Annotated in this window: 28 protein-coding genes and 1 riboswitch; of the genes, 14 read left to right on the forward strand and 14 right to left on the reverse strand. The window is 47.3% G+C overall.

Annotated features, from left to right (window positions below):
* The first annotated feature begins 105 nt into the window (after positions 1 to 105).
* Positions 106 to 1,017, forward strand: a complete 912-nt coding sequence (locus ODZ53_RS10185) for an aminoglycoside phosphotransferase family protein (protein WP_372676843.1) — start codon at positions 106 to 108, stop codon at positions 1,015 to 1,017.
* A 71-nt stretch (positions 1,018 to 1,088) separates the two neighbouring features.
* On the opposite strand, the gene ODZ53_RS10190 is transcribed toward ODZ53_RS10185, so the two are convergent.
* The 6 genes from ODZ53_RS10190 to ODZ53_RS10215 all read right to left on the reverse strand — a co-directional run bounded on the left by ODZ53_RS10190 (position 1,089) and on the right by ODZ53_RS10215 (position 6,249).
* Complete coding sequence (locus ODZ53_RS10190; protein WP_372676844.1) at positions 1,089 to 2,144, reverse strand: TolC family protein; 1,056 nt, start codon at positions 2,142 to 2,144, stop codon at positions 1,089 to 1,091.
* Positions 2,145 to 2,361: 217 nt separating this feature from the next.
* The gene (locus ODZ53_RS10195) at positions 2,362 to 2,508 is read right to left on the reverse strand and encodes a hypothetical protein (protein WP_012684844.1); all 147 of its coding nucleotides are present in this window, start codon (positions 2,506 to 2,508) and stop codon (positions 2,362 to 2,364) included.
* Entirely contained in the window at positions 2,501 to 2,692 is a 192-nt protein-coding gene (locus tag ODZ53_RS10200) for a hypothetical protein (protein WP_372676845.1), read from the reverse strand. Before ODZ53_RS10200 ends, ODZ53_RS10195 begins: the two co-directional genes overlap by 8 nt.
* Before the next feature lie 149 nt (positions 2,693 to 2,841).
* Entirely contained in the window at positions 2,842 to 3,705 is an 864-nt protein-coding gene (locus ODZ53_RS10205; protein ID WP_372676846.1) for a hypothetical protein, read from the reverse strand.
* Positions 3,706 to 3,923: 218 nt separating this feature from the next.
* A complete protein-coding gene (locus tag ODZ53_RS10210) occupies positions 3,924 to 5,372 on the reverse strand; it encodes an amino acid permease (RefSeq protein WP_372676847.1) in 1,449 nt (482 codons plus the stop codon).
* 112 nt (positions 5,373 to 5,484) lie between these two features.
* Positions 5,485 to 5,670, reverse strand: a riboswitch (Lysine riboswitch).
* An 84-nt stretch (positions 5,671 to 5,754) separates the two neighbouring features.
* Positions 5,755 to 6,249, reverse strand: a complete 495-nt coding sequence (locus ODZ53_RS10215; RefSeq protein ID WP_372676848.1) for a DinB family protein — start codon at positions 6,247 to 6,249, stop codon at positions 5,755 to 5,757.
* A 169-nt stretch (positions 6,250 to 6,418) separates the two neighbouring features.
* Between ODZ53_RS10215 and ODZ53_RS10220 the strand changes: the two genes are divergently transcribed.
* The gene (locus ODZ53_RS10220) at positions 6,419 to 6,976 is read left to right on the forward strand and encodes a CGNR zinc finger domain-containing protein (protein ID WP_173606444.1); all 558 of its coding nucleotides are present in this window, start codon (positions 6,419 to 6,421) and stop codon (positions 6,974 to 6,976) included.
* A 32-nt stretch (positions 6,977 to 7,008) separates the two neighbouring features.
* Here the strand turns inward: ODZ53_RS10220 and ODZ53_RS10225 are convergent, their stop codons facing one another.
* On the reverse strand, positions 7,009 to 7,809 hold the full coding sequence (locus tag ODZ53_RS10225; protein WP_372676849.1) for an inositol monophosphatase family protein: 801 nt from the start codon (positions 7,807 to 7,809) through the stop codon (positions 7,009 to 7,011).
* A gap of 178 nt (positions 7,810 to 7,987) precedes the next feature.
* Between ODZ53_RS10225 and ODZ53_RS10230 the strand changes: the two genes are divergently transcribed.
* Positions 7,988 to 8,740: an alpha/beta fold hydrolase gene (locus ODZ53_RS10230; RefSeq protein ID WP_012684851.1), complete on the forward strand. Its 753-nt coding sequence runs from the start codon at positions 7,988 to 7,990 to the stop codon at positions 8,738 to 8,740.
* On the opposite strand, the gene ODZ53_RS10235 is transcribed toward ODZ53_RS10230, so the two are convergent.
* The 3 genes from ODZ53_RS10235 to ODZ53_RS10245 form a co-directional block, all read right to left on the reverse strand.
* Positions 8,718 to 9,116, reverse strand: a complete 399-nt coding sequence (locus ODZ53_RS10235; RefSeq protein ID WP_372676850.1) for a hypothetical protein — start codon at positions 9,114 to 9,116, stop codon at positions 8,718 to 8,720. The genes ODZ53_RS10230 and ODZ53_RS10235 overlap by 23 nt on opposite strands.
* A 33-nt stretch (positions 9,117 to 9,149) precedes the next feature.
* Positions 9,150 to 9,674 carry an ImmA/IrrE family metallo-endopeptidase gene (locus tag ODZ53_RS10240; RefSeq protein WP_372676851.1) on the reverse strand — a complete coding sequence of 175 codons (525 nt, stop codon included), beginning with the start codon at positions 9,672 to 9,674 and terminating at the stop codon, positions 9,150 to 9,152.
* Positions 9,675 to 9,746: 72 nt separating this feature from the next.
* Positions 9,747 to 10,193, reverse strand: coding sequence for a helix-turn-helix domain-containing protein (locus ODZ53_RS10245; RefSeq protein ID WP_041749275.1), 447 nt, complete (start codon positions 10,191 to 10,193; stop codon positions 9,747 to 9,749).
* A 180-nt stretch (positions 10,194 to 10,373) separates the two neighbouring features.
* Between ODZ53_RS10245 and ODZ53_RS10250 the strand changes: the two genes are divergently transcribed.
* The 5 genes from ODZ53_RS10250 to ODZ53_RS10270 all read left to right on the forward strand — a co-directional run bounded on the left by ODZ53_RS10250 (position 10,374) and on the right by ODZ53_RS10270 (position 14,860).
* The gene (locus ODZ53_RS10250; RefSeq protein WP_012684855.1) at positions 10,374 to 10,568 is read left to right on the forward strand and encodes a BhlA/UviB family holin-like peptide; all 195 of its coding nucleotides are present in this window, start codon (positions 10,374 to 10,376) and stop codon (positions 10,566 to 10,568) included.
* Between the two features lie 225 nt (positions 10,569 to 10,793).
* Positions 10,794 to 11,777: a homoserine kinase gene (locus ODZ53_RS10255; protein WP_372676852.1), complete on the forward strand. Its 984-nt coding sequence runs from the start codon at positions 10,794 to 10,796 to the stop codon at positions 11,775 to 11,777.
* 177 nt (positions 11,778 to 11,954) lie between these two features.
* Positions 11,955 to 12,887 carry a hypothetical protein gene (locus ODZ53_RS10260; protein WP_372676853.1) on the forward strand — a complete coding sequence of 311 codons (933 nt, stop codon included), beginning with the start codon at positions 11,955 to 11,957 and terminating at the stop codon, positions 12,885 to 12,887.
* Positions 12,888 to 13,078: 191 nt separating this feature from the next.
* Complete coding sequence (locus ODZ53_RS10265) at positions 13,079 to 14,245, forward strand: dicarboxylate/amino acid:cation symporter (RefSeq protein ID WP_372676854.1); 1,167 nt, start codon at positions 13,079 to 13,081, stop codon at positions 14,243 to 14,245.
* Positions 14,246 to 14,398: 153 nt separating this feature from the next.
* Positions 14,399 to 14,860 carry a hypothetical protein gene (locus ODZ53_RS10270; RefSeq protein WP_372676855.1) on the forward strand — a complete coding sequence of 154 codons (462 nt, stop codon included), beginning with the start codon at positions 14,399 to 14,401 and terminating at the stop codon, positions 14,858 to 14,860.
* A gap of 101 nt (positions 14,861 to 14,961) precedes the next feature.
* Here ODZ53_RS10270 and ODZ53_RS10275 read toward each other — a convergent pair whose 3' ends face one another.
* Entirely contained in the window at positions 14,962 to 15,399 is a 438-nt protein-coding gene (locus ODZ53_RS10275; protein ID WP_372676856.1) for a Dps family protein, read from the reverse strand.
* Positions 15,400 to 15,486: 87 nt separating this feature from the next.
* On the opposite strand from ODZ53_RS10275, the gene mobA reads away from it, so the two are divergent.
* A complete protein-coding gene (gene mobA, locus ODZ53_RS10280) occupies positions 15,487 to 16,119 on the forward strand; it encodes a molybdenum cofactor guanylyltransferase (protein ID WP_372676857.1) in 633 nt (210 codons plus the stop codon).
* Positions 16,120 to 16,169: 50 nt separating this feature from the next.
* Here mobA and ODZ53_RS10285 read toward each other — a convergent pair whose 3' ends face one another.
* On the reverse strand, positions 16,170 to 16,718 hold the full coding sequence (locus tag ODZ53_RS10285; protein WP_372676858.1) for a hypothetical protein: 549 nt from the start codon (positions 16,716 to 16,718) through the stop codon (positions 16,170 to 16,172).
* Positions 16,719 to 16,826: 108 nt separating this feature from the next.
* A complete protein-coding gene (gene fdhD, locus ODZ53_RS10290; RefSeq protein ID WP_372676859.1) occupies positions 16,827 to 17,624 on the reverse strand; it encodes a formate dehydrogenase accessory sulfurtransferase FdhD in 798 nt (265 codons plus the stop codon).
* Between the two features lie 402 nt (positions 17,625 to 18,026).
* Between fdhD and ODZ53_RS10295 the strand changes: the two genes are divergently transcribed.
* The 5 genes from ODZ53_RS10295 (at position 18,027) to mobB (ending at position 24,084) form a co-directional block, all read left to right on the forward strand.
* Positions 18,027 to 19,301 carry an L-lactate MFS transporter gene (locus tag ODZ53_RS10295; RefSeq protein ID WP_306299212.1) on the forward strand — a complete coding sequence of 425 codons (1,275 nt, stop codon included), beginning with the start codon at positions 18,027 to 18,029 and terminating at the stop codon, positions 19,299 to 19,301.
* Between the two features lie 53 nt (positions 19,302 to 19,354).
* Entirely contained in the window at positions 19,355 to 19,720 is a 366-nt protein-coding gene (locus ODZ53_RS10300; RefSeq protein ID WP_012684864.1) for a Na-translocating system protein MpsC family protein, read from the forward strand.
* A gap of 194 nt (positions 19,721 to 19,914) precedes the next feature.
* Entirely contained in the window at positions 19,915 to 22,263 is a 2,349-nt protein-coding gene (locus tag ODZ53_RS10305) for an FdhF/YdeP family oxidoreductase (protein WP_012684865.1), read from the forward strand.
* A gap of 42 nt (positions 22,264 to 22,305) precedes the next feature.
* Positions 22,306 to 23,565 (forward strand): molybdopterin molybdotransferase MoeA, encoded by a 1,260-nt coding sequence (locus tag ODZ53_RS10310; RefSeq protein WP_372676860.1) that lies wholly within the window; start codon positions 22,306 to 22,308, stop codon positions 23,563 to 23,565.
* 3 nt (positions 23,566 to 23,568) lie between these two features.
* Positions 23,569 to 24,084: a molybdopterin-guanine dinucleotide biosynthesis protein B gene (gene mobB, locus ODZ53_RS10315; protein ID WP_372676861.1), complete on the forward strand. Its 516-nt coding sequence runs from the start codon at positions 23,569 to 23,571 to the stop codon at positions 24,082 to 24,084.
* 411 nt (positions 24,085 to 24,495) lie between these two features.
* Here mobB and ODZ53_RS10320 read toward each other — a convergent pair whose 3' ends face one another.
* On the reverse strand, positions 24,496 to 24,957 hold the full coding sequence (locus ODZ53_RS10320; RefSeq protein ID WP_106778502.1) for a hypothetical protein: 462 nt from the start codon (positions 24,955 to 24,957) through the stop codon (positions 24,496 to 24,498).
* Positions 24,958 to 25,196 lie beyond the last annotated feature (239 nt).

Raw genomic sequence — 25,196 nt, forward strand, 5'->3', positions numbered from 1 at the left:
TACGCGGCTGTGGGAAGGGAACAGCTTGAAAGCTAATGCGAGAGGATAAGTGAAGGTAGGGCAAGAAGTTTTAATGTCTCAAGCCTTTTTAGGAGGGTTTTCCTAATGATTTCACTGTCAACCCATTTTACCCAAACAGTTGTGGGCGTTCATAAAGAAGCGGGGCGTCTCTGGCTGGATTCCTTTCATGAGTTGATTGCCGAATGCGAAGCACGGTGGTTATTAAAAGTGCTTGAGCCGTTTCCACTCTCCTATAACTTTGTAGCACCAGTTGTGTTGCAGGATGGGAGGAGCGCAGTGCTGAAGCTGGGAGTGCCTGGACTGGATTGGCAGAGAGAGCTGGCAGCGATTCGGGCTTTTGCAGGCAGGGGAATGGTGCAGCTACTCGATGCTGACGAGGAAAAAGGGATCATGCTTTTGGAGCGGATCATGTCAGGAGAGGCACTGGACAAGCTGAGTAGCGAAGATGAGCGAATACAATGCTTGGCGGACGTGATCAAAAGAATGCATACACCCGTTTCGAAAGGTGGCAAGCTTGCTCCTACGTTTCCAACGATAGCAGACTGGGCTATGGGACTGAAAAAGATTCGCCCTCATTTCCAAGGGGGGACAGGACCTATTCCCGAGCAAATGGTGGAGCGGGCTATGCAATGGTACAAAAAGCTTCTTCCCACACAAAAAGAATTGTGTCTGCTGCATGGTGATCTTCATCATGAAAATATTTTGCGCGCAGAAAGAGAGCCGTGGTTGGCAATTGATCCAAAAGGACTGATCGGGGAGACGGAATACGAGGTGATTCCGTTTTTGCTGAACCATTTGCCAGAGGATGGGGTAGAAGAAGTAATGAAGCAGCGGGTCGATGGGCTGACGAAGGCGCTGTCTTTGCAAAAAGAGAGAGTGTTAGCGTGGGCGTATTGTCATAGTGTGCTATCGGCTTGGTGGTTCATAGAGGATTTTGGGGTAGACGGTGGTCGTCTGGTGATGCCGGGAGTTTTTGAGAGACTGTTAAATGAGTAAGGGCTTCACCCTTTGGGATGAAGCCTTCTTTATTTTATATGAATAAATGAGATCCTTCGTAATGCGGAATATTAATAGCCAGTTGACTGGTTCAAGGTGGTAGCAGCGAGATTGTATTGATAAACCGATTCAATTGCTTTTGTTTCAGAGTCAAACAGGCTTGCTTCGTCTTCCATCAGTTCTTTCATCGATGCCTTCCCCAATCTATATTGATCGATTGTTGCCTGATAGCGCTCCAATGCGGTTTCTTTCTTTGTTGTACTTTCTTCTAATGCCTTTTTCGCTGCCAGTACCTTCGTATAGTTGTCACTTACTTCTTGACCGATTTTCTTTTGCGTTTTTTGTTTTTGCAGTTCCGCTTTTTTGTGCTCATTTTTTGCAATTATTCCTTTATGTGTGCTTAGTGCGGAATACTCTGCCGTGTAATCAATTCTTACTTGGGTAAAATCTATTTCTGCTTGCGCTTTGATCATCTCAGGACGCTTTTCAAAAGCTTTTGCTTGCAATTGCTCCAGGGAAAGCAGCTCGTGCTGGGTCAGATCAGTCGCGATCATTCTCCATTGTCTGTCAGCTTTTTCATTCAATAAATCGTTGAGCTTGGCCAATGCTTGCTTGTAGCTGGCTTCAAGGGCAGCAAGATTTTTGTGAGCTTCTGTTTCTTGGGAGTTCAACCAGTACTGTCTTTGCAAGCTCTTCTTTTGCGCTTTGATTTTGGCGTCTAATGATTGGACTTCGAAGAAAGCTTTATGTACTTGCAATTGAACGGTGTTTTTTTGCGTATTCAGGGCGACTTCATCGGCAACCACTTCTTTGATCGCTTTGGCGGCGTCTTCGAATTTCTTTTTTGCATCAGCCAGAGTTATGACGTCAGATTTTTTGATTTCTTCCTTTTCTCTTAGTGTGATGGAGGTTTCGTACTTCGTTATATCTAATTCAATTCGAAGCAGCTCCAGATCAACACTGTTCTTTATTGCCTGTTCGACTGCGAAATTTAGCGACAAAGGGGAAACATCCGTCTGTTCCGCAGTGGCTACGAGTGGAGCAGCCAGAGCAAAATGGGCACCACCTGTAAGGAGAGAAGTGACTAAAGTTGTACTATAAATGTGTTTGAAGAGCCTGGATTTCATGGGGCAACCTCCTGATTATATATAAAAGAATTTGATAACGATTCTCATTATCAAATCCATGAAAAGTATATATTTCCAATACAATTTCGTCAATAAAAAAATGTTTTTCACCACGTTCTTGGCCAGAACCCCAAAAGAAATCCCCTTCGTGAAAAAGGCAAAGTGAACAACTGCCTGTTTCCCCAAAGGGGATTTGTTTTTCATAATGGGAAAAGTACTATTCTTTGTCCCTGTTTTCTTTGTTTTCCGTAGCCGACTTGGCAGTTTGGTTCAATGTCCCTTCCTTTGGCGTAAGGGAGTAACCATGCATATTGCTTCCGTTATAACCCATGTCGGGCTTTTCCTGTGAGGTACGATCAGTCATTTGCTTCCCCCTTATTTTGTCCAGTGGATGTAGAGTCTTGCTGCACATACGGATTGTCGAAGTCATTTGGTTCCTTGTCCAGATTGGTACGGATTGCGAGCATTGGACTCGTGGGAGGTTGAGCGATCAGTCTGTCATCCAGTTGCTTGAAATCAGGCAGGTCGTTTTCGCGATTGTCAACCATGTTCGTCTCCTCCTTTACGAGTTAGTATATCCACCACCTGCCTGTACATTTCCTTAAATGGAAAAGCAACGGGGCCCGGACTACACCAGAAAAAAACAGCCCCAGTCCCAGAAAGTTCGGGAGGGGCTGTGCCAATCATCTTTGTGCAGTTAACTCGTTTTCTTGGCCAGGCTCTTCATAAACGAAGCAAGATTCGTTTGTAGCAATGGTGTGATCGCAGAAAAGGAAGCATTTTCAGTGAGCGTATTCATTTGACGAACAAATTCAGTGGTGTCCTTTGTATTTACATTCTCGAAGCGGTTAGTGATTTTTGTATTTTTTAAATCGGAGAGAAGCGTAGCTTGTTCGTTCCGGTATTGTGTGATCCAGTCTGGACGATGTTGCAGCTTTTTGACGAATTGAATCAGCATGCTTACTTTCTCTGTTTGATTGGTTGTGGCCGCTTGCATTTTTTTGTAGGCTTCCGGGTCATACCGCTCCATCAGCTTGGTTGGATTAACATAGTCGTTCGGCGCCCCTTGTGGCTTTTGCGGAAGCTCTACGTAGCTGACACTGCCAGTTGTAGGGTCAACCTTTCGTGTTTTGGCAACGCCTGCGAGCAGATGGAGGGTATCCAAAAATTCAGCAGCATTTTTCTCATCAGCCATGTATTGGTCTGCCAAATATTTGCCTTGGGTTAAACCGACTTCTACCAAAGCAGCTCTTTCTTCATCGGTGTAGGTGGATTGGGAGTTGAAAAAGTTTCGCTCGAGGATGTGGTCAAAGGCTTTGCGAGCCTCGGGAGGCTTATCTGCGAAAATTTTATCCAAACGCTCATTAATCTCAGTGCTAAAGAAAAATTGGACGCTGTGATGTTCGATGGCATCAGCAGGTAGCTCGCGTGCCTTGTGTGAACGAAGGTCTACCGTATCGGGCTTGGGCAATTCCAGACTAGTTCCTGTCACCATTTTAGGTGCAGTTTGGCTAGTTGGGAGCTGGGGGGGTAGGTAGCGGGAATACGATTGGATTTGCATGTTCTACTCTCCTCACATGGATTCATGTTCAGTCGTGAAGGCAGGAGATCATGTTTACCTTTTATCAGATGACTAGTATGAGTTGTGAGAACGGAAGGAAACGGATCTCAGTTGCTTCTTTTCTATACTATCGGCTATTGTGGGGCGGTTTTTAATAGGTTGGCAAACATGAAAAAGGACTCCCGTTTAGATCACGGGAATCCGAAATTTTTCTTCGATTATTTCGTGTGTTCATCCATGCTGAAGTCAACTTGTTCAAGAGGGACGACCTTGGTCTTCTGGCTGATTTTATAAGCGAGCCAAATGAGTAAGAAGAGTGGCAGGCCAATGTAAGAGACCAGGACGCCATACCAGTCAACCGTTCCCCCGATGAATGCGGAGTAGTTTTGCCCAAAAATAACGATACAGCAAATGATGAAGGCAAAAATCGGTCCAAACGGGAACCACTTTGCCCGATAAGGCAATTCGCTTAAGTCTCGGCCCTGAGCGATAAACGCTTTGCGGAAGCGGTAGTGACTAATGGCAATTCCCAGCCAAGCGATGAAGCCTGACATACCGGACGCATTCAAAAGCCATACGTACACTTCGCCATCCCCAAACAGAGAGGACAGAAAAGCAAGGGCGCCGATGAGCGCAGTCAAGATCAAGGCATTGATTGGTACACCGTTACTTGTTACTTTTGCGAACCATTTTGGTGCTTTTCCTTCCTTCGCCAAGTTCCACAGCATGCGTGTAGAGGCGTACATGCCAGAGTTACCAGCAGACAATACAGACGTGAGAATAACCGCGTTCATGACGGATGCAGCAAAAGCGAATCCGGCATTTTCAAATACAATTGTAAACGGACTGATCGCAATATCCGTAAGGTCGCCACTGATCAGATTTGGATTATCGTATGGAACCAACAACCCGATGATCAAAATAGCGAGGATGTAGAAGAGCAGGATGCGCCAAAAAATTTGACGGATGGCCTTCGGAATATTGCGGGCAGGGTCTTCGCTCTCCCCAGCTGCTACACCAACCAGCTCTGTTCCTTGGAAAGAGAATCCGGCAATCATAAAGACACCGAGCAGGGCCATGAAGCCGCCATTGAATGACGCGTCGCCTTTGGTGAAGTTTTGGAAGCCAACTGCTTGACCACCCATAATGCCAAAAATCATCAACACACCGACAATAATAAAGATGATAACCGTTACTACTTTAATCAAGGCGAACCAATATTCAGATTCTCCATAGGCTTTCACAGACAGGAGATTCAAGGCAAACAGCAATCCGAGGAACAAAGCGCTCCATACTATCGCTGGGGTATCCGGGAACCAATATTTCATAATGAGTGCGGAAGCTGACAGCTCAACGGCAATGGTAATCGCCCAGTTGTACCAGTAGTTCCAACCGAGAGCAAAGCCGAGAGATGGATCGACGAACCGTGTGGCATACGTCGAAAACGAACCGGAAACAGGCATAAAAGCCGCCATTTCCCCCAAGCTGGTCATTAAAAAGTAAACCATGATACTAATAGCGAGATAGGCGACTAAAGCTCCACCTGGTCCGGCGGAATGAATCGAGCCTCCACTCGCGAGAAACAATCCCGTCCCAATCGAGCCGCCGATGGCGATCATCGTCAGGTGTCGGGCTTTCAAACCACGTTGCAATTGATTTTGTGACATAAGCTGCTTGCACGACCTTTCTTGAATTTTGAGAAGGAAGGTCGGAAATTAAAAAACCGCCATAGCCAAAAAATGGCATAGGGCGGTATCATCCAATCCCCACCAAGCCTTCACTGAAGATAGCTCACCACGTTTGCTTGGCATGCAAACGTGACAGTTCTGCCCCTTTCGAGTACAGCCCCAACCCAATCGCACAGAGACGCGATATGAGCTTCGGCGGATTTTCCTTACCTGGAGTCATTGATTTTCTCTGAATCTCGTACAGGATGATATAAAAGCCGCGACCTCTATCCTCACCGTGAAAGATGAGGATAACATGTATGAAATTATGTGATTCATCAAATATAAAGGATTGTTCGGGATTAATCAATGTGAAATTTTGTTATTCGAATGAGCGTCTGGCAGGCCAAGAGCCTTGCAGCTTGCGAACTTGGACGATTTGTCCCGTATGAAACGCATCATGCAAGACAAGACTCATTACGTTTTGGTAAATGGGTGTATAGGTAGCCATCTGGTTTAACTCTTCATCCGTCAGCAAGGAAAGCTGTTCATGAATGTGGCGGTGGACGCTTTCCATTCGCAAGAGGGTAGCTTGCCAAGCGTCTTCGTCAGCGGGACCGCCGGATGGGGTGAAGGTATCATCGTTCGTCTCCGCGGAGCCAGGGAATTCGGTGCCCAAAAGACGATGCAACAGGCGTTCTTTGTAATAAAGAAGGTGGCTGACGTTTTCCCAGATGGTGTTGGCTGCTTCTCCCACAGGGCGCCAGCTAGCCTCCGCTGCTGATATCCCGGAAAGCACTTCTTTTAGGGGTGGATACCAGTCTTCCTTGTCATACGCACATTCCCATCCGTGCAAAAGCAATTCCTTCCGATTCATACGCTTCCTCCTCGTCTGTGAAACAGATTGATGAAACGCTATAATAGCAATAAGAAATGAGGGTGTAACTAGTTAATTGAGTTACGGTAGTTACGAATAAAGATTACCATATCCTGTATGGTCATACAAGAGAGAAAAATGAAGGGTTTCGTCAGGGAGAGTGGATGACATGGACTGGCTTTGTATCGATTTTTTAAATAGTGATTGGCGGGATTGGCGCGGTTCTGGTCGTTGGGAAAATCGCCTAGAGAACCAGGAATGGCTGTCATCCTTTTTGCAAACATACAACCTAACCGCTCCGCTGCCGATGAATGAGGCGTATGCCGCGTCTCTTTTGCAATTGCGGGAGCGTTTGAGACGTATGCTGGAAGCCGTTGTCCGTGGAGACCGATTCCAAGAGGAGGACCTTGCGGAATTGAACAAAGTGTTGGCTCTCGCCCCTTTTCATACACAGGTGTTGTATGTAGATGAGGAGGGCGGCTACAGGCAAAAGCAATCCAGTCAAGCAGAGGGCTGGCCCCTCGTCATGGCACAAATTGCGGCTTCTTTCGCCGAGCTGCTTGCCCCGCAGCATCTGGAGCGAATCAAAATATGTGACAACGAGGATTGCCGCTGGGTGTTTTATGATGAAAGCCGCAACCGGGTGCGCCGCTGGTGCGATGACAAAATGTGCGGAAACCTGATGAAGGTACGCCGTTTTCGTGAGCGGAAAAAGGAGAAAGGGTGATGCCGCATAGGCTCACCCTTTTTATCTGTTCGTTATGAAGCTGGGGTCAATTGGATCAGCTGAGGGTAGATGGTCGAGCCTGCTGCTACGACGCCTGTGCTTTTCCAGCAAAAATCGTTCCCCTGTGTATCCGTAATTTTGCCTCCGGCTTCCTGGACCAAAAGAGCACCAGCCAGCCAATCATACACCCCTTCACCGTATTCCCAGTAACCGTCGAGTCGTCCGCACGCCACATAGGCCAGATGGAGTGATACCGCGCCTTGCATGCGGATGGCAAAAGCTTCTGGCATCACTCGCGTCAAGGAATTTGCTGTATACTTTCCGACCAAGAGGTTCATCGGCTCGGAGGAAGCAAAGAGCGTCCCTAGAATGCACTCACTCAGCAGCGATTTGGATGAGATACTAATTTTTTGTCCGTTTAAAAAAGCTCCACGCCCGTCAATTGCTGTAAACAGTTCATCACGGCATGGATCATAGACAAAAGAAACAACCGTGCGTCCTCCGTCAATCAGGCAGAGGGAAGTAGCCCACATCGGCATTTTTTGTAGAAAGTGAACGGCTCCATCGATTGCATCTATCACCCAATAAGGACTTGTGAATTCAGGCTTTTCCTGTGCACCCAGATCGAATTCGGCGTCAGAGAATTGATAGGTGGGGAACCGCTCGGATAATGAGCGCTTTAATCGAGCTTCAACCACGGGATTCACCTCTTCAAAGCGTTTAGCCATTGCTTCCTTGCTGTGGCAGGGCGCACCTTTTTCAAATTCCACTAGCAGCTCCATTCCAGCACTTCTTACCAGTTCCTCGCAAAATCGCACATCTTGTATATTCATGACATCTTCCATCCCTTCTCTTTCTGGTGAAAATTGAGTAGTGTGCTTGAATACTACTATGTAAAAATCAGTTCGTCAACACCACGAAATGTCGAGATTTACAATTTATGCACATGTGCAGCGTGTTTGAGACATAATAAGTAGCATCATACATAGGGGCGGAAACGAGGTGGGTAGGATGAGTCAAGCGCGTAAAAAATGGTTCCAGGCACTCGTATTGGTGACACTTGCAGCGATTTGTCTGGCTATATGGTATTTGCAGCCATATCAGCCCGATCAGGCAGCACTAACGGCTATGCAAGGCGGTGAAGGGATAACGGTCATGGATACGAATGACTGGATTATCTTCCAAGGTGGGGAGTCACGCGAACCGGGACTCATCTTATATCCGGGAGCACTCGTCAAACCGGAGAGCTATGCACCGATTGCCCGTTCCTTGGCAGGCTCCGGCTACCATGTTTTTCTCGCACGAATGCCGCTGAATTTGGCTGTAAGTGATATGACGAGAGCCACACAAGTATTAAAGGCGTACCCGAATAAAACGTTTGTCATCGGAGGACATTCGCTCGGTGGTACTATGGCAGCTCAATTCGCAGCAAACCACCCGGACCGAATCAACGGCGTGTTTTTACTGGGAGCGTATCCGAACAGTCAGGGGAACCTAAAGAAGGTGAATTTGCCTGTGCTGTCTTTGCTCGGGTCTCGCGACGGTGTGATTAATATGGAAAGGTTTGAGGAGAGCAAGCAATATTTGCCGGAGCGTACGGTGTACATGACGATAGAAGGGGGAAACCACTCCCAGTTCGGAAGCTATGGATCGCAGGAGGGTGACAAGCCCGCTGCCATTACTCCGCAGGAGCAGTGGCAGCAAACGGTGGCAGCAATCAAGGATTGGCTGCTTAATGATGTCACGATGATGAACGTGGAATAATACCGGATACAACACCTGTAATGCGAATATTTTCCGAGGGGAGTAGCATGGGCGTGTCTTGCTCGCGTGTGGTTGTAAACAGACATTCCAATGGATTGACGTCTGCTGCGATGCGCACAAGGAACTGCCCTTCCTGTCGGATCAACACAGGTCTGTCTTTTACAGGCTCCATCGAAAAGTCTGAGATCAAGAGGGCGTCTCCAGGAAAAATACCGAGACCACTAAGGCCGTCATCTTGCATGATGAGAGCAAAGCGGGCCACGTGATAGCTGGCTACCTGCAAAGAGGGTAACAGCGACAGCTCCTCGTCTTGTTCCAAGGCGAGATCAAAAAAATGAGTCGTGTATGCATCACCAGCAATAAAGACTCGTTTCATCAGGTATCGCCTCCATAAAAATAATGTCGTCATTTACCCATAGACAGGAAAACCTTTGGCATACATACGGCTCAGTATGCGCTCAAAACGGGCACGGGCAAGAGGCATCGGCACCTGAAAACGCTGAGCCAACACAGCCGGTGCGTTGTATCGCGAGCAATCGGCCAAAAGGGGGCTCATCATGTAAATGGGAAGCAGCAAATGCTCGGCAAAATGATTTGCCTGCGATTCTTGCCAGTCAATCATCCATTCGCTGCTCTGGGGCTGAATGCCTTCGTGAAGAAGCAAATGTCCGAGTTCATGCGCAATTTTTACCCGCTGGGTTGCCAGATCGAGGCGCTCGTCCACCGCAATGACATAACGTCCCGGCGCAAAGGGGTGCGCGTGTGTACGACTCCTGCCGCAAATGCGATGGATCTCGATACCGTACGTCTCGCACAGCAGATGCAGATCGATTTGTTCGGGCGAATCGATGCCGTGATGTTGAAGCAACAAGTACACGCGACTCTCGAGCCATGTTTGCGGTTCGCAGATTTCTTGCAAAAGGGAGTGAAGCATTAAGGACCTCCTAGATGAATGGTAAAGAACGTACGTTCTGTTTTGGATTGAAAAGAAAACCCCGTACTGGGGTTATTTTTTTTTGATGTCTTCCGTGATGTCAAACAAAGAAGGAGGGCGTTCCTCGCGTACTTTACGGACTTTCCACTGTTTCTTCAAGTCGTACCAGTAGCGGCGAATTTCTTTTTTCTCCTCTTCTGAGGCGTCCAGATACCCGTCTAGGAAATAGTAGTCGTCGGGGTCATCGATCTTTTCCTGCAAGAGCTCGTCCAACGAACGATGATTTGTTTCTCCTGTTGCTGGGAGAATATAAGCCGTGACTTCATCTGTGCGGCCCAACAACCAATCGGTCGTGACGTCCAGCACATCAGCCAATTGCCGCAGCATGTCATTCGGTGGTGTGCTGTGGTTATTCTCGTAGTTACTGATCGTCCCCTTGGTCGTGCAGACATGCTCTGCCAACTCTTCCTGGGTCAGACCTTTTGTCTTACGAGCTGTGCGTAAGCGCTGAGATAGCATGAGCGTGCCAGTCCTTCCTGTGAGGATGTACAAGTCTATTGTACTAAATGAGAAGGAAAAAGAAAAGTATGGATAAAAATTTTGTCTCCAACGAATTATGTACAAGCCCTTTGTACAAAATACAGATAAGAACGATGCGGGGACACTCGTTCTGTACTGTGACAAAAGGGGAGATCAAACATGGAAGATCAAGTAACAACCGTATTACTTCAGCAAGGGCCATTTGCTGCTTTGTTTGTCTGGTTGTTGTTTTATATTATGAAGGCAAATCGCGAGCGCGAGGGGCGACTACAGGATTTGCTGGACAAATACAGCGACAAGTACGATCTGATCCTCGAAGAATTGCGAGAGATCAAGGGAAAAGTGAGGAAATAACTCGTTTTGACATCAAACCTTCTGATGAGCGTGACGAATACAAATCCATTACTTATGTTGCCCGATACCTGGAAGAGCTTATTCAGCAAGGGGGACAAATCGTTGCAGCCTGTACCAGACCTTGATCGGCCATTAGCCCTTCAAGGTCCTTTTTTTGTTGTGTCCTTTTCCCGATTCACACGTCTTCCATAATAACTCACCAATACTTGGCAAAAAAGGAGCAGCATGACTATGCATGTACCCGTCGTCTACTCAACCATCTGTGAAAAAGCATTACAGAAAGTACTTCAGGAAGCATATCCAACCGAACAAATACAATCCGTTCACTACATGCTTCGAGGCATGAACGATACGTATCTCGTGAAGACGATCGATCAAAAACGAATTTTCAGACTGTACCGCAGTGATTGGCGAACAGAGGAAGCAGCAGTTGCGTTCGAGATAGAGCTGTTGCTCCATTTGAATAGACAAGGAGTACCTGTATCTGTGCCAATTGCAGACGGCTCAGGAAAGCATGTCTTGAGACTGCAAGCAGCAGAGGGCAATCGCTTTGGTGCGTTGTTCACTTTTGCTGAGGGCAAGGAGCAAGAAATGGATACCGAGGAACTGAGCGAACGATTCGGCAGAGCCGTTGCGGAGCTGCATGTCAAAGCAGAAGGCTTTTCCACACAGCAAGCTCGCGAGGTGTGGGACGCCAAGACACTGATTCATCGCCCGTTAGCCATCATCGAGCCACGTCTACAGCATCGGAAGGAAGATTTTCAATTTCTCCAAAGACTGGCGATGGAGCTGGAAGCCAAGCTAAACGAGCACATCCGTGCCGGACTCGACTGGGGGATTTGTCACGGAGACCTTCAAGGGAATTTTAATACGAACTTTTGTGAGGACAACACCTATACCCACTTTGATTTCGACCTGTGCGGGTATGGCTGGAGGGCGTATGATCTGGCTGCTTTCAAGCTGAGCCGAATATTGATCGAGGAAGATGAGGAACTGGTGGAATCGCTATGGAATGCTTTTCTAAAAGGATATACCGAGGTTCGTCCCTTATCTGAAAACGATCAGGAAGCGGTGTCGCTCATGACAGGCATTCGCCAATTGTGGCTAATGGGGCTGTGCATGCATGATCCTCATATCATGGGTAGCATCGATTCGGATGATGCTTTCGTGAGTGAGAAGATGGAGTTTTTCAAAAAATATTTCGCGTAAGAGAGAGTTTTTCCAAACATGCGCATCGAACAGCAGGTGGTCCAGTATTGTCGGTCGGCATACGGAGTCGAGAAAATGTCATAACTAGAAGCGTTTTGCAAAGCGTTGTCAGAAAAGCATGCGCCCCGAAGTCAATGATAGGTAAGCCATACATTGACGAGAAAGAGGGAGAAAAGCATGTTACCGTACATCGGAAGTGGCGCGTACTGCTACGCAAATTCTTCAGCTATGCTTTTGGAGACAATTGGGGAGAAGGTATCGCCTTCTGTACTTGAAGTACTCTCTGGCGTAGGTATCGGGGCGATGTGGCATGAGGAGCAGAAAGTCATTTATTTCGGACAAGAGATTCCAGATCGTGGTGTAAGTCATGCGTTGGAGCTACTAGGATTTCGCTGGACGGAAAAGTCAGCGGATGCTGAGGGAGAGCCACCATTGGAAGAATTACGGCGTGACGTGGAACAAGGACCGGTTTTGCTCGGACCACTTGACATGGGCTACTTGACGTATAATCCCAATGCTGCTTATTTGGGAGGAGCTGACCATTTTATTCTCGCGTACAGGATGGATGAGCAAGAAATCTACCTGCATGATCCGGCAGGATTCCCTTTTGTGAGCTTGCCATTGTCCCAGTTTGTCTTGGCATGGAAAGCCGAAAAAATCTTCGATCGCCTCTTTTCTTACCACTACTGGACAGCACCAAAGCGTGTAGGCAGTCCGTCAGAGGAGGAACAAGCTGCGAATGCCCTTCGTTTATTCCAAGGGATTTATCAGGAAAGTGCATCGGCAAAACCAAACGCTTCGGTCTTATACGGAAAGGAAGCGATCTTGCGGGTAGTGAAACGGATCGAAGAGGAGGGCGGGCTCACCCCAGCAGAAACTGGTCATCTCTCCTATTTTGCTTTCCAATTAGGGGCGAGGCGAGCCATGGATTTCGCTGTGTTTTTCTCGAAGCATGCGCCAGAGCTTGCGGCAATTAAAGAGAGGCAGGCGAAGCAATTTGGACGTTGTCACACACTGATCGTGGAAAAGAATGAGCAGGAGCTAGCGAATGCTATGCGCGTATTGGCAGACATCGAAGAGGAATTTCGCCAGGTGCTTTGCGCCAAATAAAATCGTTCCCCCAAGTGAGTAAGCAACGCTCATTGGGGGTTTTTCTTTCATTTGAATATTATTACTTTTTTATGATTCATGACAATCTCATCCCGAATGTGTTACCTTGTTATTCATTAGTCCGTGCAAAAGAGACAGAGTCCATTCCGTGTGGATATATTTTATTAATACTTAACGGAGGTTCAATAATAATGAAAAATCTAGGTTTACTACCCAAAATCCTGGTCGCCATTGTCCTTGGGGTCGGGATTGGCTCTATTTCGCCGATTTGGGTCGTGAAAGGATTGGCTACATTTAGTGGCCTGTTTGGAAATTTCCTCGGATTTGCGATTCCGTTGATTATCATTGGATTTATCGCGCCAGGCATCGGTGAGCTGGGCAAAGGGGCAGGGCGTTTGCTTGGGGTAACCACAGGGGTTGCTTACCTGTCGACGATCCTTGCAGGAACGCTTGCTTATTGGGTCAGTGCGAGTATTTTTCCACACATTCTTGAGGTAGGTGGACTGGTGAATCAGTATGCCAACCCGGAGGAAGCACTGGTGAAGCCATTCTTTACCGTGGACATGCCGCCGATTGTAGGTGTGATGACAGCATTGTTGCTCGCCTTTACCCTTGGTCTTGGAGCGACTGTCATCAAAGGGAATGCCTTGCAAAATGTGATGGTAGACTTGAGAGATATCGTCGAGAAGCTGATCGCTTCCGTCATTATCCCGTTGCTTCCCTTACATATCCTGTCTGTATTTTCCAATCTGACCTATGGTGGACAAGTCACCATGATTTTGTCCGTATTCGTGAAAGTTTTCGTCATGATTATCGTCTTGCATCTATTCTATTTGTTCGTGCAGTACATGATAGCAGGCCAGATGGGACGCAAAAACCCATTCACGCTGATAAAAAATATGCTTCCCGCTTACTTCACAGCGATTGGAACACAATCATCTGCGGCCACCATTCCTGTGACACTCAATCAGACCAAGAAAAACGGTGTGAGCGAAAAAATCGCGGACTTCGTCGTTCCACTCTGTGCAACGATCCATCTTTCCGGAAGCACGATTACGCTTGTCAGCTGTTCCATGGCAGTCATGATGCTACATGACATGACGACATCCTTTAGTGTGATGTTTCCATTCATCTTGATGCTGGGCGTAACAATGATCGCAGCACCAGGTGTGCCGGGCGGGGCTGTGATGGCAGCACTCGGATTGATGGAGACCATGCTTGGATTTACTACCACGTTGACTTCGTTGATGATTGCTCTGTACATCGCGCAGGATAGCTTTGGTACCGCTTGTAACGTAACGGGTGACGGTGCGATTGCAGTGATTACGGATCGATTGAGTGAGGAAAAGGCAGCTTAAAATCGGCTGGAAAGATGAATGGGAAAATAGTCCCGTCTTTACGTTGAGGATTTTGCCACTTAAATTCCCCCGTTTCCAATTAGTGAGAATTATATTATCATTGGATATAATTCCATCATTCTACTTTTTGCGAAAAGGGGAATACATAACGCAATGTTTAACGAACGGAAAGCGTTACAAATGACATTGCAGGCCATGCTAGAACAGCGTATGGCACTGCGTCGACAGTATGTCGATCAGGACAAGCAGTTGGGAGCTGACATCAAGCAGCTTTTGAGCCGCATTCGCGAGCTGGATAACGAAGTCGGGATCGGAGACGAAGAAAACCCAGACGATGTAGCTATATCAACAGAGGAATTTTCAGATGACTTGATGAAGCGAATGAAAGTGAGAAAGGCGCACATTCGTCATGATTATGTGGAAGTTGCGAAGCACATCGAAAACCTGTTACGGGAAGCAATGTCTCCAATGTCATTGGCTGATCTCTGCTCCGTGTTGAAAGAACGGCACCAGGTAGAGTTTGCTAGTCCCTACATTGGTGTACAGAAGTCTTTAAAGTATTTGCCCCAAGTAAAAGTAGAAAAGGACGGGCGGAAACTGATTTTTTCACTCTAGCTCTAGGTAACTAGGGGGCAAAAGGCAGTTTCACGGGAAGACCCAAAAAGAGGCGATGTGCCTATGCACAATCGCCTTTTGGTGTCTATTGATTTACATGCTTATTGTAAGAAGGACTTGAGCATCCAAATGTGTTTTTCAAGGCTGCTGCGGATTCCCAACAGCATATCGGCTGTCCCTTCATCGTCGGCTTGGTCTGCCGTTTCCATAGCTAGCTTCAGTTCGTCTACGAGAATGGAGAAGTCTCTCGCGATCGTTTCTACCATTTGCTCAGCTGTTTCGTTTCCTTCTGCTTCAGTGATGCTTGCTGTGTTCAGACATGCAGCCAAAGTCGCTACAGGCTTTCCACCGATGGAGAGGACTCGTTCAGCGAGGGTATCGAGATTCGCTGCTGCTTCGTTGTACAATTCCTCGAATTTTACGTGGAGTGTAAAGAAGTGCGGTCCTTTTACATTCCAGTGAAAATTGTGTAGTTTCGTATAGAGGACTGTCCAGTTCGCCACTTGTTTATTTAGAACGCTGTAGAGTGTGTTTTCCATCGAGAATCTCTCCTTATTTATAATTATTATTTGTTTAAACTTATTATAAACTAATAAGGATTATTGTCAACACCCGGGAGGAAATTTATGCAGCAGCTGCGTATCGGTGCGGTTATTTTAGCGGGCGGAAAAAGCAGCAGAATGGGCTCGCCAAAGCAAAAATTGCCGTGGAGGGACGGAACCTTTTTAACAGAACTGATAAAGGAAGTACAGGCGGTTGGCTTGTCTTGCTTCATTGTAACGAGCGATTTTTCGGGCACTCAAGTGACACAAAAGGAACAAATTGATGAACAGCCCGTCACAATCACACCTGATCTGGTACCATCCTGCGGTCCTGTAAGTGGGCTGGTTACTGCTTTTCGCGTAAGCTCAGAGGATGCTTTGCTGGTGTTGTCCTGCGACCTGCCTTTTATGGATCGTGTACAAATAGCCAAACTCATTGAATTTGCTAGGGAGAGCAACGATTGGGATGTGATTGTCGCCCAATCAGAGGGACGAATCCATCCATTATGTGCAGTGTACCATCGGAGAACACAGAGTAATTGGGAGCAGGCGCTATTGAATGGACAGCGAAGAGTGATGCGGACTTTAGATGAACTGCGTGTGTTGCCCTTGCCAGATGAATGGTTGGACCCTTGGGCTGTATTTAATGTCAACACACCTGAAGAATACGAACAGGCAAAAAGTGAAGAAAAACGCAGAAAGACAGGACATGCTTGAGACGTGTCCTGTTTTTTGTTTGGAAAAAAGGGGCTTTTCATAGAGGGCTATCATACAAGCGTTTCTCTGGACAAACCGTATGAATAGTAGTGATGGCTGACGAAAGGAGGGAGAGCGCAATGACAAGAAAATGTAAAAAACAAGGTAAACACCACGGTCACCACTGTTATTGCAAAAAACCCGACAAACACGCCCACCACTGTTGCGGCAAAAAACACGACAAGTATGACGGTCGCCACTGCTGTTGCAAAAAAACCGACAACTATTACGCCGACCACTGCTGCTGCAAGAAACACGACGATTACTACGAGCCTCACTGCTGCTGCAAAAAACACAGTCATTACGATGAGCCACATTGCTGCTGCAAAAAGCATGAACATTGCCACGATCACTGCTGTTGCTATAAACGCCATGATTGCAAATGCTTTGAAAAACTTGACCACCACTGTTGTAAGAAGCATGACATAGATGATGATGAAGAAGAGGACGAAGACAAAGACAAAGATGAAGAAGATGACGAGGACGAAGATGATGACGACGACCACTGCAAGCATCACAAAAAGAAACATTGCTGCTGCAAATAAAAATTCTACGTACAAAAAACAAAAGCCCGAGAGGTCAACTCGGGCTTTGGGATTAAACAGATGAGAAAAACATAGGAAAGCGGGAAGGCACTAAGCTTGTCCCGCTTTTGCTTGATTCCTCCTTTAAGGTAGGAGGATTCTCTCTGCTTGTGTATACACGTTCATTTTATCATTGCGGATAAAACCGACTGCGGTGAGCTTCAGCTCATCTGCCAATTGCAGGGCGAGGTCAGTTGGAGCGGACTTGGACAAAATGATGCCAGCACCAATCTTGGCAGCCTTGAGCAGCACCTCAGACGAGATGCGTCCACTAAATACTAGAATTTTGTCCGTGGTGGAAATGTTATCTCGCAAGCATTTCCCATAGATCTTGTCGAGAGCATTGTGACGCCCGATATCGGAGAACTGAAGCAAAACTTCATCTGGTGTACAGAGGGCTGCATTGTGGACGCCACCTGTTTGGCGGTGGATCTCAGACGACGCTTGCAATTCCTTCATCAGGTGCATGCATTGAGCTGGGGTGACAGTTGTTATGCTTTCAACGGGCTTTGCTGTGCGCGCATCGCTAAAAAAGTAAAAGGATTGTCTGCTTTTTCCGCAGCAGGAAGTAATTCTGCGTTTAGAGTAAAAGCTCTGCGACAAAATCGTTTCTTTATGCAAATCAACGTAAGCAAACCCTTGGGCCTCATTAATCGTAAGCTGTTTGATTTCCGAGTAGCCCTTGATGACGCCTTCGGCTGCGAGAAAACCGATGACCATTTCTTCCAGGTCGGCCGGGGTGCATACGATTGTAGCGAATTCTTCATCATTGAGGAAAATCGTGAGGGGGTACTCTGTAACGATTTCGTCGTCTTCCCAGCCATGTTGGTCAGCCGAAATTTTCAACACGGGCAATCGGGTAGTGATGGTTAGCTCAGACATACGGGCCTCCTTTTTGTCGAAATTATGAAGTTTTCATGGCTATTTTGTGAGGAAAATATTGTCGAGTGAACGCTTACATGGTAGTATACTATGTGAGATGAAAAGTGTCATAAAATTTTCGTCTTTCCATGTATTCATAGCGTAAGGACAGATTGACACGGAGCAGCGACCCTGCCACCGATTATTTTGTAGCCTTGCAGCGAATTACATAGTGAACACAATGCTTGTTGATGCTGATGTAGCGTTCCTGCTGATGATTAACTGCTGTGTTTCATCGTAGCCCTTGTTTCCGTTTATAGGAGACTTGGGTGAGTCGGTGAAATCAGCAGTTTTTCTTTTTTTCGAGAAGGCTGCTGATGGATCCACAGTATGCTAAAGACCATTACAAAGGAGATGAATGATTTGGAACAAAAAGTGAAAAACCGCTGGCTCATCGCGTTGGCTGCGGTAGGCATCCACATCTCGATTGGGTCGGTATACGCCTGGAGTGTATTCACCAAGCCAATTACCGAGCAGTTTGGCTGGGACTTGCCAGACGTTCAATTTACGTTCAGCATTGCGATCTTGTTCTTGGGACTGTCTGCTGCCTTCCTCGGTCATTATGTCGAAAAGCACGGCCCGCGTAAAGCTGGTATTCTCGCATCTATCTTTTTCGGAATAGGAACTGTCGGGGCTGGCTTGGCGATTCAATTGAGCAGCTTGCCTCTGCTGTACTTATGTTATGGAGTGCTAGGTGGTATCGGTCTTGGTGTAGGCTATATTACGCCAGTATCGACCTTGGTCAAATGGTTTCCAGATCGCCGTGGTTTAGCGACAGGTCTTGCCATTATGGGCTTCGGCTTTGCTTCCATGATTGCTAGTCCGATTATGAACGCTTTGATTGCCAATGTAGGAATCGCGAACACCTTTTATATTTTGGGCATTATTTATTTTGTTGTGATGTTGGCTTCGGCTCAATATTTAGCTCCACCTCCAAAAGGCTGGGTGCCGGCTGGATTTTCCGCTGAGGGAACAGTTGGCAGCAAGCAAATCAAAAAAGATTTGTGCCAATTAACTGCCAACGAAGCAATCAAGACACGCCGTTTTTACCTGCTATGGCTGATGCTATTTATCAATGTGACATGTGGAATCGCTGTTATTTCGGTAGCATCGCCGATGGCGCAAGAAATGGTGGGGATGTCTGTCGGAACAGCAGCTCTGATGGTAGGGCTAAACGGCTTGTTCAACGGTGGTGGACGAATCGGCTGGGCGTCTCTGTCTGATTTCATTGGACGACCAAATACGTACACAGCTTTCTTTGCTATCCAAATGGTACTGTTCTTCCTGTTGCCGAATATGTCCAATCCAATCCTTTTCATGGTTGCGATGTTCATCATTATGACCTGTTACGGCGGTGGCTTTGCATCCATTCCGGCTTACATCGGTGACTTGTTTGGAACGAAGCAATTGGGCGCGATTCACGGCTATATTCTGACAGCATGGGCTGCTGCTGGCTTAGCAGGACCGATCTTTGCAGCATGGGTTCGCAAGACGACAGAAAGCTATACAGGAACGATGAGTGTTTTCGCAGGAATGTTCGTTGTCGCTCTGGTGATCTCGCTATTAGTCCGTCTGGATATCAAAAAACTGAAGGAAGAAGCCATACAAAGAGAAAAGTCTGTTGAATTGGCTAGTTAATCAATGGTAAAGTTTAAGAAGAGAATGATTTGAAGTAAAGGTGATTTTCCTCGATGAATAAGTTCGAAGCAGAATTCAGTAATTTGGTCAGGGCTTTCCGAAAGCGCCATATGGGAAAGGGACCGAGCAAGATCAGCACCACGTTCTGCAAGAACTGGGCGATCTGCGAGATGGAAGGCAACCTTTCTCCGGTGGAAAAGTTCATCGCCACTTCGGAAGACGGAAAGCAGACATTACGAGCTGCCCGAACCGAAATGGTCAAAGAGATCTATCGGAAACACCAGCCAGTTGACATGGAAGCGTTTCTTGGAGCAAAACTCGTTGATCTATTCGTCGATATTGACATTGAACGGGATTTTGGAATGTCGATCTTTGTTTTTGATCAAGACATCGAAAAGAAGATGAAAAACGAACCGTAAGTCTAAACGAAGCAGCGTTCCTGTTCACCGGCTTAGACGTAACGGAATTCGCGAAAGCAAACACGAAGTTGAGACTAGGTAGCGAACCTGCCGTAGACAACCACCGTGAACACGCTCTTTTCCTATAGGACAAGGGACGGTTTCATGGTGGTTTTTTCGTCTCAATGGAGTTTATTAGAGGGGAGATAAAAGAAATGGGCAAGACCAAGCATGGCGGACCAATTAAGCTGGATACTTCGTGGAAGCCTTCCTTATGGGCTTCACTGATGCCGATGGGACTCGGAAAAATCAAGCCGCATCACATTCGCGATACGATGAAGGTGGCCTATGACAATCGCGATAATTTGGGGTATGCCTATCGCATTTTGACCCAAGGGGTATGTGATGGCTGCGCTCTCGGCGTATCTGGTCTCTACGATCAGACGTTGACTGGTCCGCATTTGTGCACCACGAGACTTAACGTACTGCGTCTCAATACCATGCCTGCCATGGATGCCAAATGGTTTGAAGACGTAAATGCGCTACGTAAGCTGTCCAGCGAAGAACTGCGCAAGCTGGGAAGAATTCCGTATCCGCTTTCAAGAAAGCCTGGCGAAAACAAGTTCACTCGCATTAGTTGGGATGAAGCGTTAAACCGCATCGCGAGAAAAATCAAAAACATCAGTCCGAAACAACTGGCCTTTTTCTTGACCGCTCGTGGGATTACGAATGAGGTATACTACACGGCAGCTAAAATGGCTCGTTTCCTCGGAACCAACAACATCGACAATGCATCACGTATTTGCCACTCGCCGAGTAAGACAGCACTGAAGCGTTCGGTTGGAATTGGTGCGTCGAGCTGTAACTATCAGGATTGGATCGGTACTGATGTGCTCGTATTCTGGGGCTCTGTACCAGGTAACAACCAGCCTGTATCGACGAAGTACATGTATGCTGCGAAAAAAGCAGGAACGAAAATCATCCTGATCAACCCGTACAGAGAGCCAGCGATGGAGAAGTACTGGATTCCATCTGTACCAGATAGTGCTTTGTTCGGAACGAAGATTGCGGACGATTTCTATCAAGTGAATATTGGCGGCGACATCGCATTCATGAACGGCGTGATGAAGATTTGGTTCGAGATGGAGGAAGCCAAACCAGGTTCTGCGATCAATCATGAATTCATCAAGGAGCATGCGAACGGAATTGAGGAGCTGCGCAAGCATGTGATGAATGAATCATGGGACAAGATCGTAGAATCCTCCGGTCTTAGCCGCGAGCGTATCAAGGAATTCGCGGAGTTGCTCGCTAACTCTAAAAATGGTGTATTTGTATGGAGTATGGGTCTGACACAGCACAAATTCGGTACGGACAATATTTCTCAAGTAGCCAATCTGGCCGTCCTTCGTGGATTCTTGGGTCGCAAGCACACTGGTCTCATGCCGATTCGCGGACACTCCGGCGTACAAGGTTCTGGTGAAATGGGTGCCGATCCGTTCAGCCTGCCAGGTGGAGATTTTGAAGAGAAATCATGGAACCGCATTGAAAAGCTCTGGAACTTCCCGATCCCGAAATGGCAAGGAGATATCGTCGGTATTTCTTTGGAAAATGCAGTGTTGCCAGATGGACATGAGCGCAAGACCAGATTGTTCTATACGAGTGGCGGCAACTTCCTGGAGACGATGCCAGATCCGGACTTCATGCAAAAATGCTTGGAGAGTATAGAAGTACGTGTACATCAGGACATCATTTTCAACACATCTACGCTGGTGGATGCGAAGGAAGAAGTCATCGTACTGCCTGCAATGACACGCTACGAGCAGCCAGGTGGCGGTACATCGACAAGTACAGAGCGTATGGTTTACTTCAGTGCCGAAGTGGAAGGGCCACGAATTGAAGAAGCTCGTTCGGAATGGGAAATTTACGTAGATCTGGCGGCACGGGTCAATCCGGAGAAAAAGCATCTGATGCATTTCTCAAGCGCAGCTGATATTCGTGCAGAGATCGCCCTGGCGAATCCGAACTACGATGGTATCCAGCATCTGAAAAACCGCGGAGATGTTTTCCAATGGGGCGGTGCATGGTTGTGTGAAGGCGGCGTATGCCCGACACCGGATGGCCGAGCGAATCTGATTCCGATTGAGATTCCGGATTTGAACAAGCCAGAGGGACACTTCTATGTAACGACTCGTCGCGGTAAGCAGTTCAACTCGATGATTTATAGCAAGAAAGACCCGTTCAACAATGCGGACCGTTATGATATCCTGATCAATGCAGAGGATGCAAAAGAACTGCGCATTGCAGAAGGCGAAAATATCGTCGTTTACAATAAATATGGAACGTTCCAAGGACGTGCCAAATTCGAGGACACCAGACGCGGAAATATTCAAGTACACTGGCCGGAAGGGAACGTACTCATTCCGAAGGGTGTATACGAGACATACGCAGGTATTCCCGAATACAATACAGCCGTGAAGGTTGAAAAAGCGGACACTTTCCACGCCAATAAAGATTTGAAATACGTGGAGAGAGAAGTAGAAGATTTGGAAGTAAACGTCGGCTGACGAGCTGCAGCAATGGGTGGTCAAGATTAGGGGGAACAAGCCATGCGTTTTTCGCGACAAACAATCTCGGTTGAGGAAGCGATGAGCAAGCTTTTGGCAAAATTAGTAACAGGGAGAACGGAACAAGTGCAGATCGGGGAGGCATACGGGCGGATACTGGCCTCTGATCTACGTGCAACTTACGATTTGCCGCACTTTGACCGCTCGCCGCTGGATGGGTTTGCCGTGAGAGCTGCGGATACGGTTGGGGCCTCCGTTGACCACCCGATTACACTAACAGTGCTAGAGACGGTTGCGGCCGGGCAAGTACCTACTAGAGAATTGACAAATGGCTACGCGACGCGGATCATGACAGGTGCGATGATGCCTGCGGGTGCAGATGCGGTCATCATGTTTGAGCAAACGCACAACCCAGCCGAAGAAGCGGATACTGTACGGATCAAGCGAGAGATGAAGCCTGGGGAAAATGTATCGCGTCGAGGTGAAGAGATGGCCAAAGGAACGATCATTGCCAAAACGGGTGAACGGATTAACGCAGGTACTCTCGCCAGCTTGGCAACGTTTGGCTATTCGCAGGTTGAGGTGTTCTGCAAGCCGCGTGTCGGTCTGATTTCGACTGGAAGCGAGCTCTTGGATATTGATCAGCCGCTTGCTCCAGGCAAAATTCGCAACAGTAATACGGTGATGCTAACTGCCTTGATTGCCGAAGCAGGGGGCATCCCTGTTTCGTTTTCGAGATTGCCGGATGATCTGTCGGTGGCGAAGGAGAAAATCAGTGAATGCTTGCGGGGCGTGGATCTGGTTATTTCAAGCGGTGGTGTGTCCGTTGGGGATTTTGATGTGATCGCGGCTTTAGTAGATGAGCCTGAGGCGGAGCTTTTGTTCAACCGGATCGCAATACGTCCGGGAAGTCCGACGACAGCCATGCTCATGGAGGGCAAGCCTTTGATTGCCCTATCAGGGAATCCGGGTGCTTGCTTCCTCGGGTTTGAGTTATTTGCGCGAGCAGCCATTCGTCGCATCTCGGGAGAAACCCATGTCGTGCAACAGGTCATTAAGGCGAGACTCGGCGTCGATTATACGAAGCCTTGCCCATACCCGCGTTACCTGCGAGGGAAGCTGCTCGAAAAAGACGGGGTTTTGCACGCAATCCCCGATTTCAATGAAAAGGCAGGGAATCTGGGGACGTTGAAGGACAGCGAATGCTTTATGATCATACCAGCCGGGGGAAGCGGGAAAAAAGCAGGAGAGCTGGTTGATGTGCTCACGCATGCAACCCCAACCTGGCGAAGAGAGGGATAGCAGATGGTCAAGCCACCTTGTGTTTTGCAGATTGTCGGTTATTCGAACAGTGGCAAGACGACGCTGCTCACCAAGCTCATTCCCATTCTCGAAAAAGCAGGGATAAGAGTTGGGGTCATCAAGCATGATGGCGGACACGATTTTGAGTGGGATCAGCCAGGGAAGGACACTTGGCGTTATCGTGAAGCCGGAGCCTCGCTGGTTGCGATCACATCCAAAACGAAAACGGCCATCGTGGAGCAAAAGCCGCAGGAGCTATCCGTCCTGATCCAGCGCTTGGCAGATGCCGGGGCCCAGCTCGTTTTGGTAGAAGGCTTCAAGCGTGAAGGCTATCCCAAGCTCGCTTTGCTTCGCAGGCCAGAAGATGAGGAGCTTTTCTCGATCGTTACTCATCTGGTAGGGATCGTAGGTTGGACGGACAAGCGTCAGCCGGGGTTACCCTTTTTCGATATTAATGACATAGACAACATAGTCAATTTTGTAAGGGAACGGGTTTCCGTTTGGCATTGTCAAAACTGATTAGAAACATTGAGATCATTCCAGCTTGATTGGGGATGATCTTTTTTTGTAGAATGCAGGGATATCGGGGATATCAATAAGTCAATAACTTTAGATACAAGCACAGAGACTCAACCGAACCCTCTTTGCTGTCACCTGCGTAGATTTCTCGGGTATCTGTTATCCAGTATGTTGAGCTGCGTTTGATCGATACGTTCGCGTTTAGCCAACGACGGATACGCAGACTACAGTAGTACCACATTCGTACAGATCGGTGCGAGGCCAGCGGCAAACGCCTTTGTCACCTTCAGTCATACGCCAGTACCTACGAGCGGTATGTAAAATAGATCGCCTAGATCACTTTATAACTTGATGTATGAGAAAATAAAAAAAGAGGAGTCGAGCGCTATACTCGAACCCTCTCTATCTTCCTTAATTGGAGCTTGCAGAAAGTTTAACTTTTCCCGGGACGCCATTTCTATTGGAAACGTTCAATCTATAATCTCCAAATTCCCAGGGGTCATCTAAATAGAGGGAGTTCTCGACTTTTTCGTTAGGTTTTAAAGTGCCGGAAAACCAAGTCCTACCGGATGGCATGGAAACTTTGTACTTCATATCAATGTCCCCCAAGTTCTGTACGTGTACTCGAAGCTCTTCCTCACCCGGTTCCCACTCGTCGAAATTGAAAGTCCAGCTGTCGCTTCCGTCATACGTAAATGTGTCTCTTATGATTCTACCTAATGGCTGTATCGTACCGCTATTATCAGTAGAAGCCCCATGTCCGTTACTTGGCACAATTTCTAAAGGTCGAACAGATTCCGCAGACACCCCCACTACCGAAAGACTGCTTAAAAGTAGAGCTGTTACAAGAGTTGATTTAATCAGTTTCTTCATAACAGAATCACCTATTCTTTGTATAAATTTGTAAAACTATGTTATATATTACATCTTTTTGTCCTGTTATTTTCATTTTTTACGAAATATTATCTTTTTGAATAATTATTAATTTTTGTATCACATTCTTTTATGTGGGGGTGGAGCAACCGCATTGCCTTGATAATTGAGCACCGTGCAACTATTCGCCGGGAGTACATTAATAGAGACATATTCTATTAAACTTGCTGACAGATTAT

The sequence above is a fragment of the Brevibacillus sp. BD137 genome (assembly GCF_041644655.1).
Lineage (GTDB): Bacteria > Bacillota > Bacilli > Brevibacillales > Brevibacillaceae > Brevibacillus > Brevibacillus brevis_D.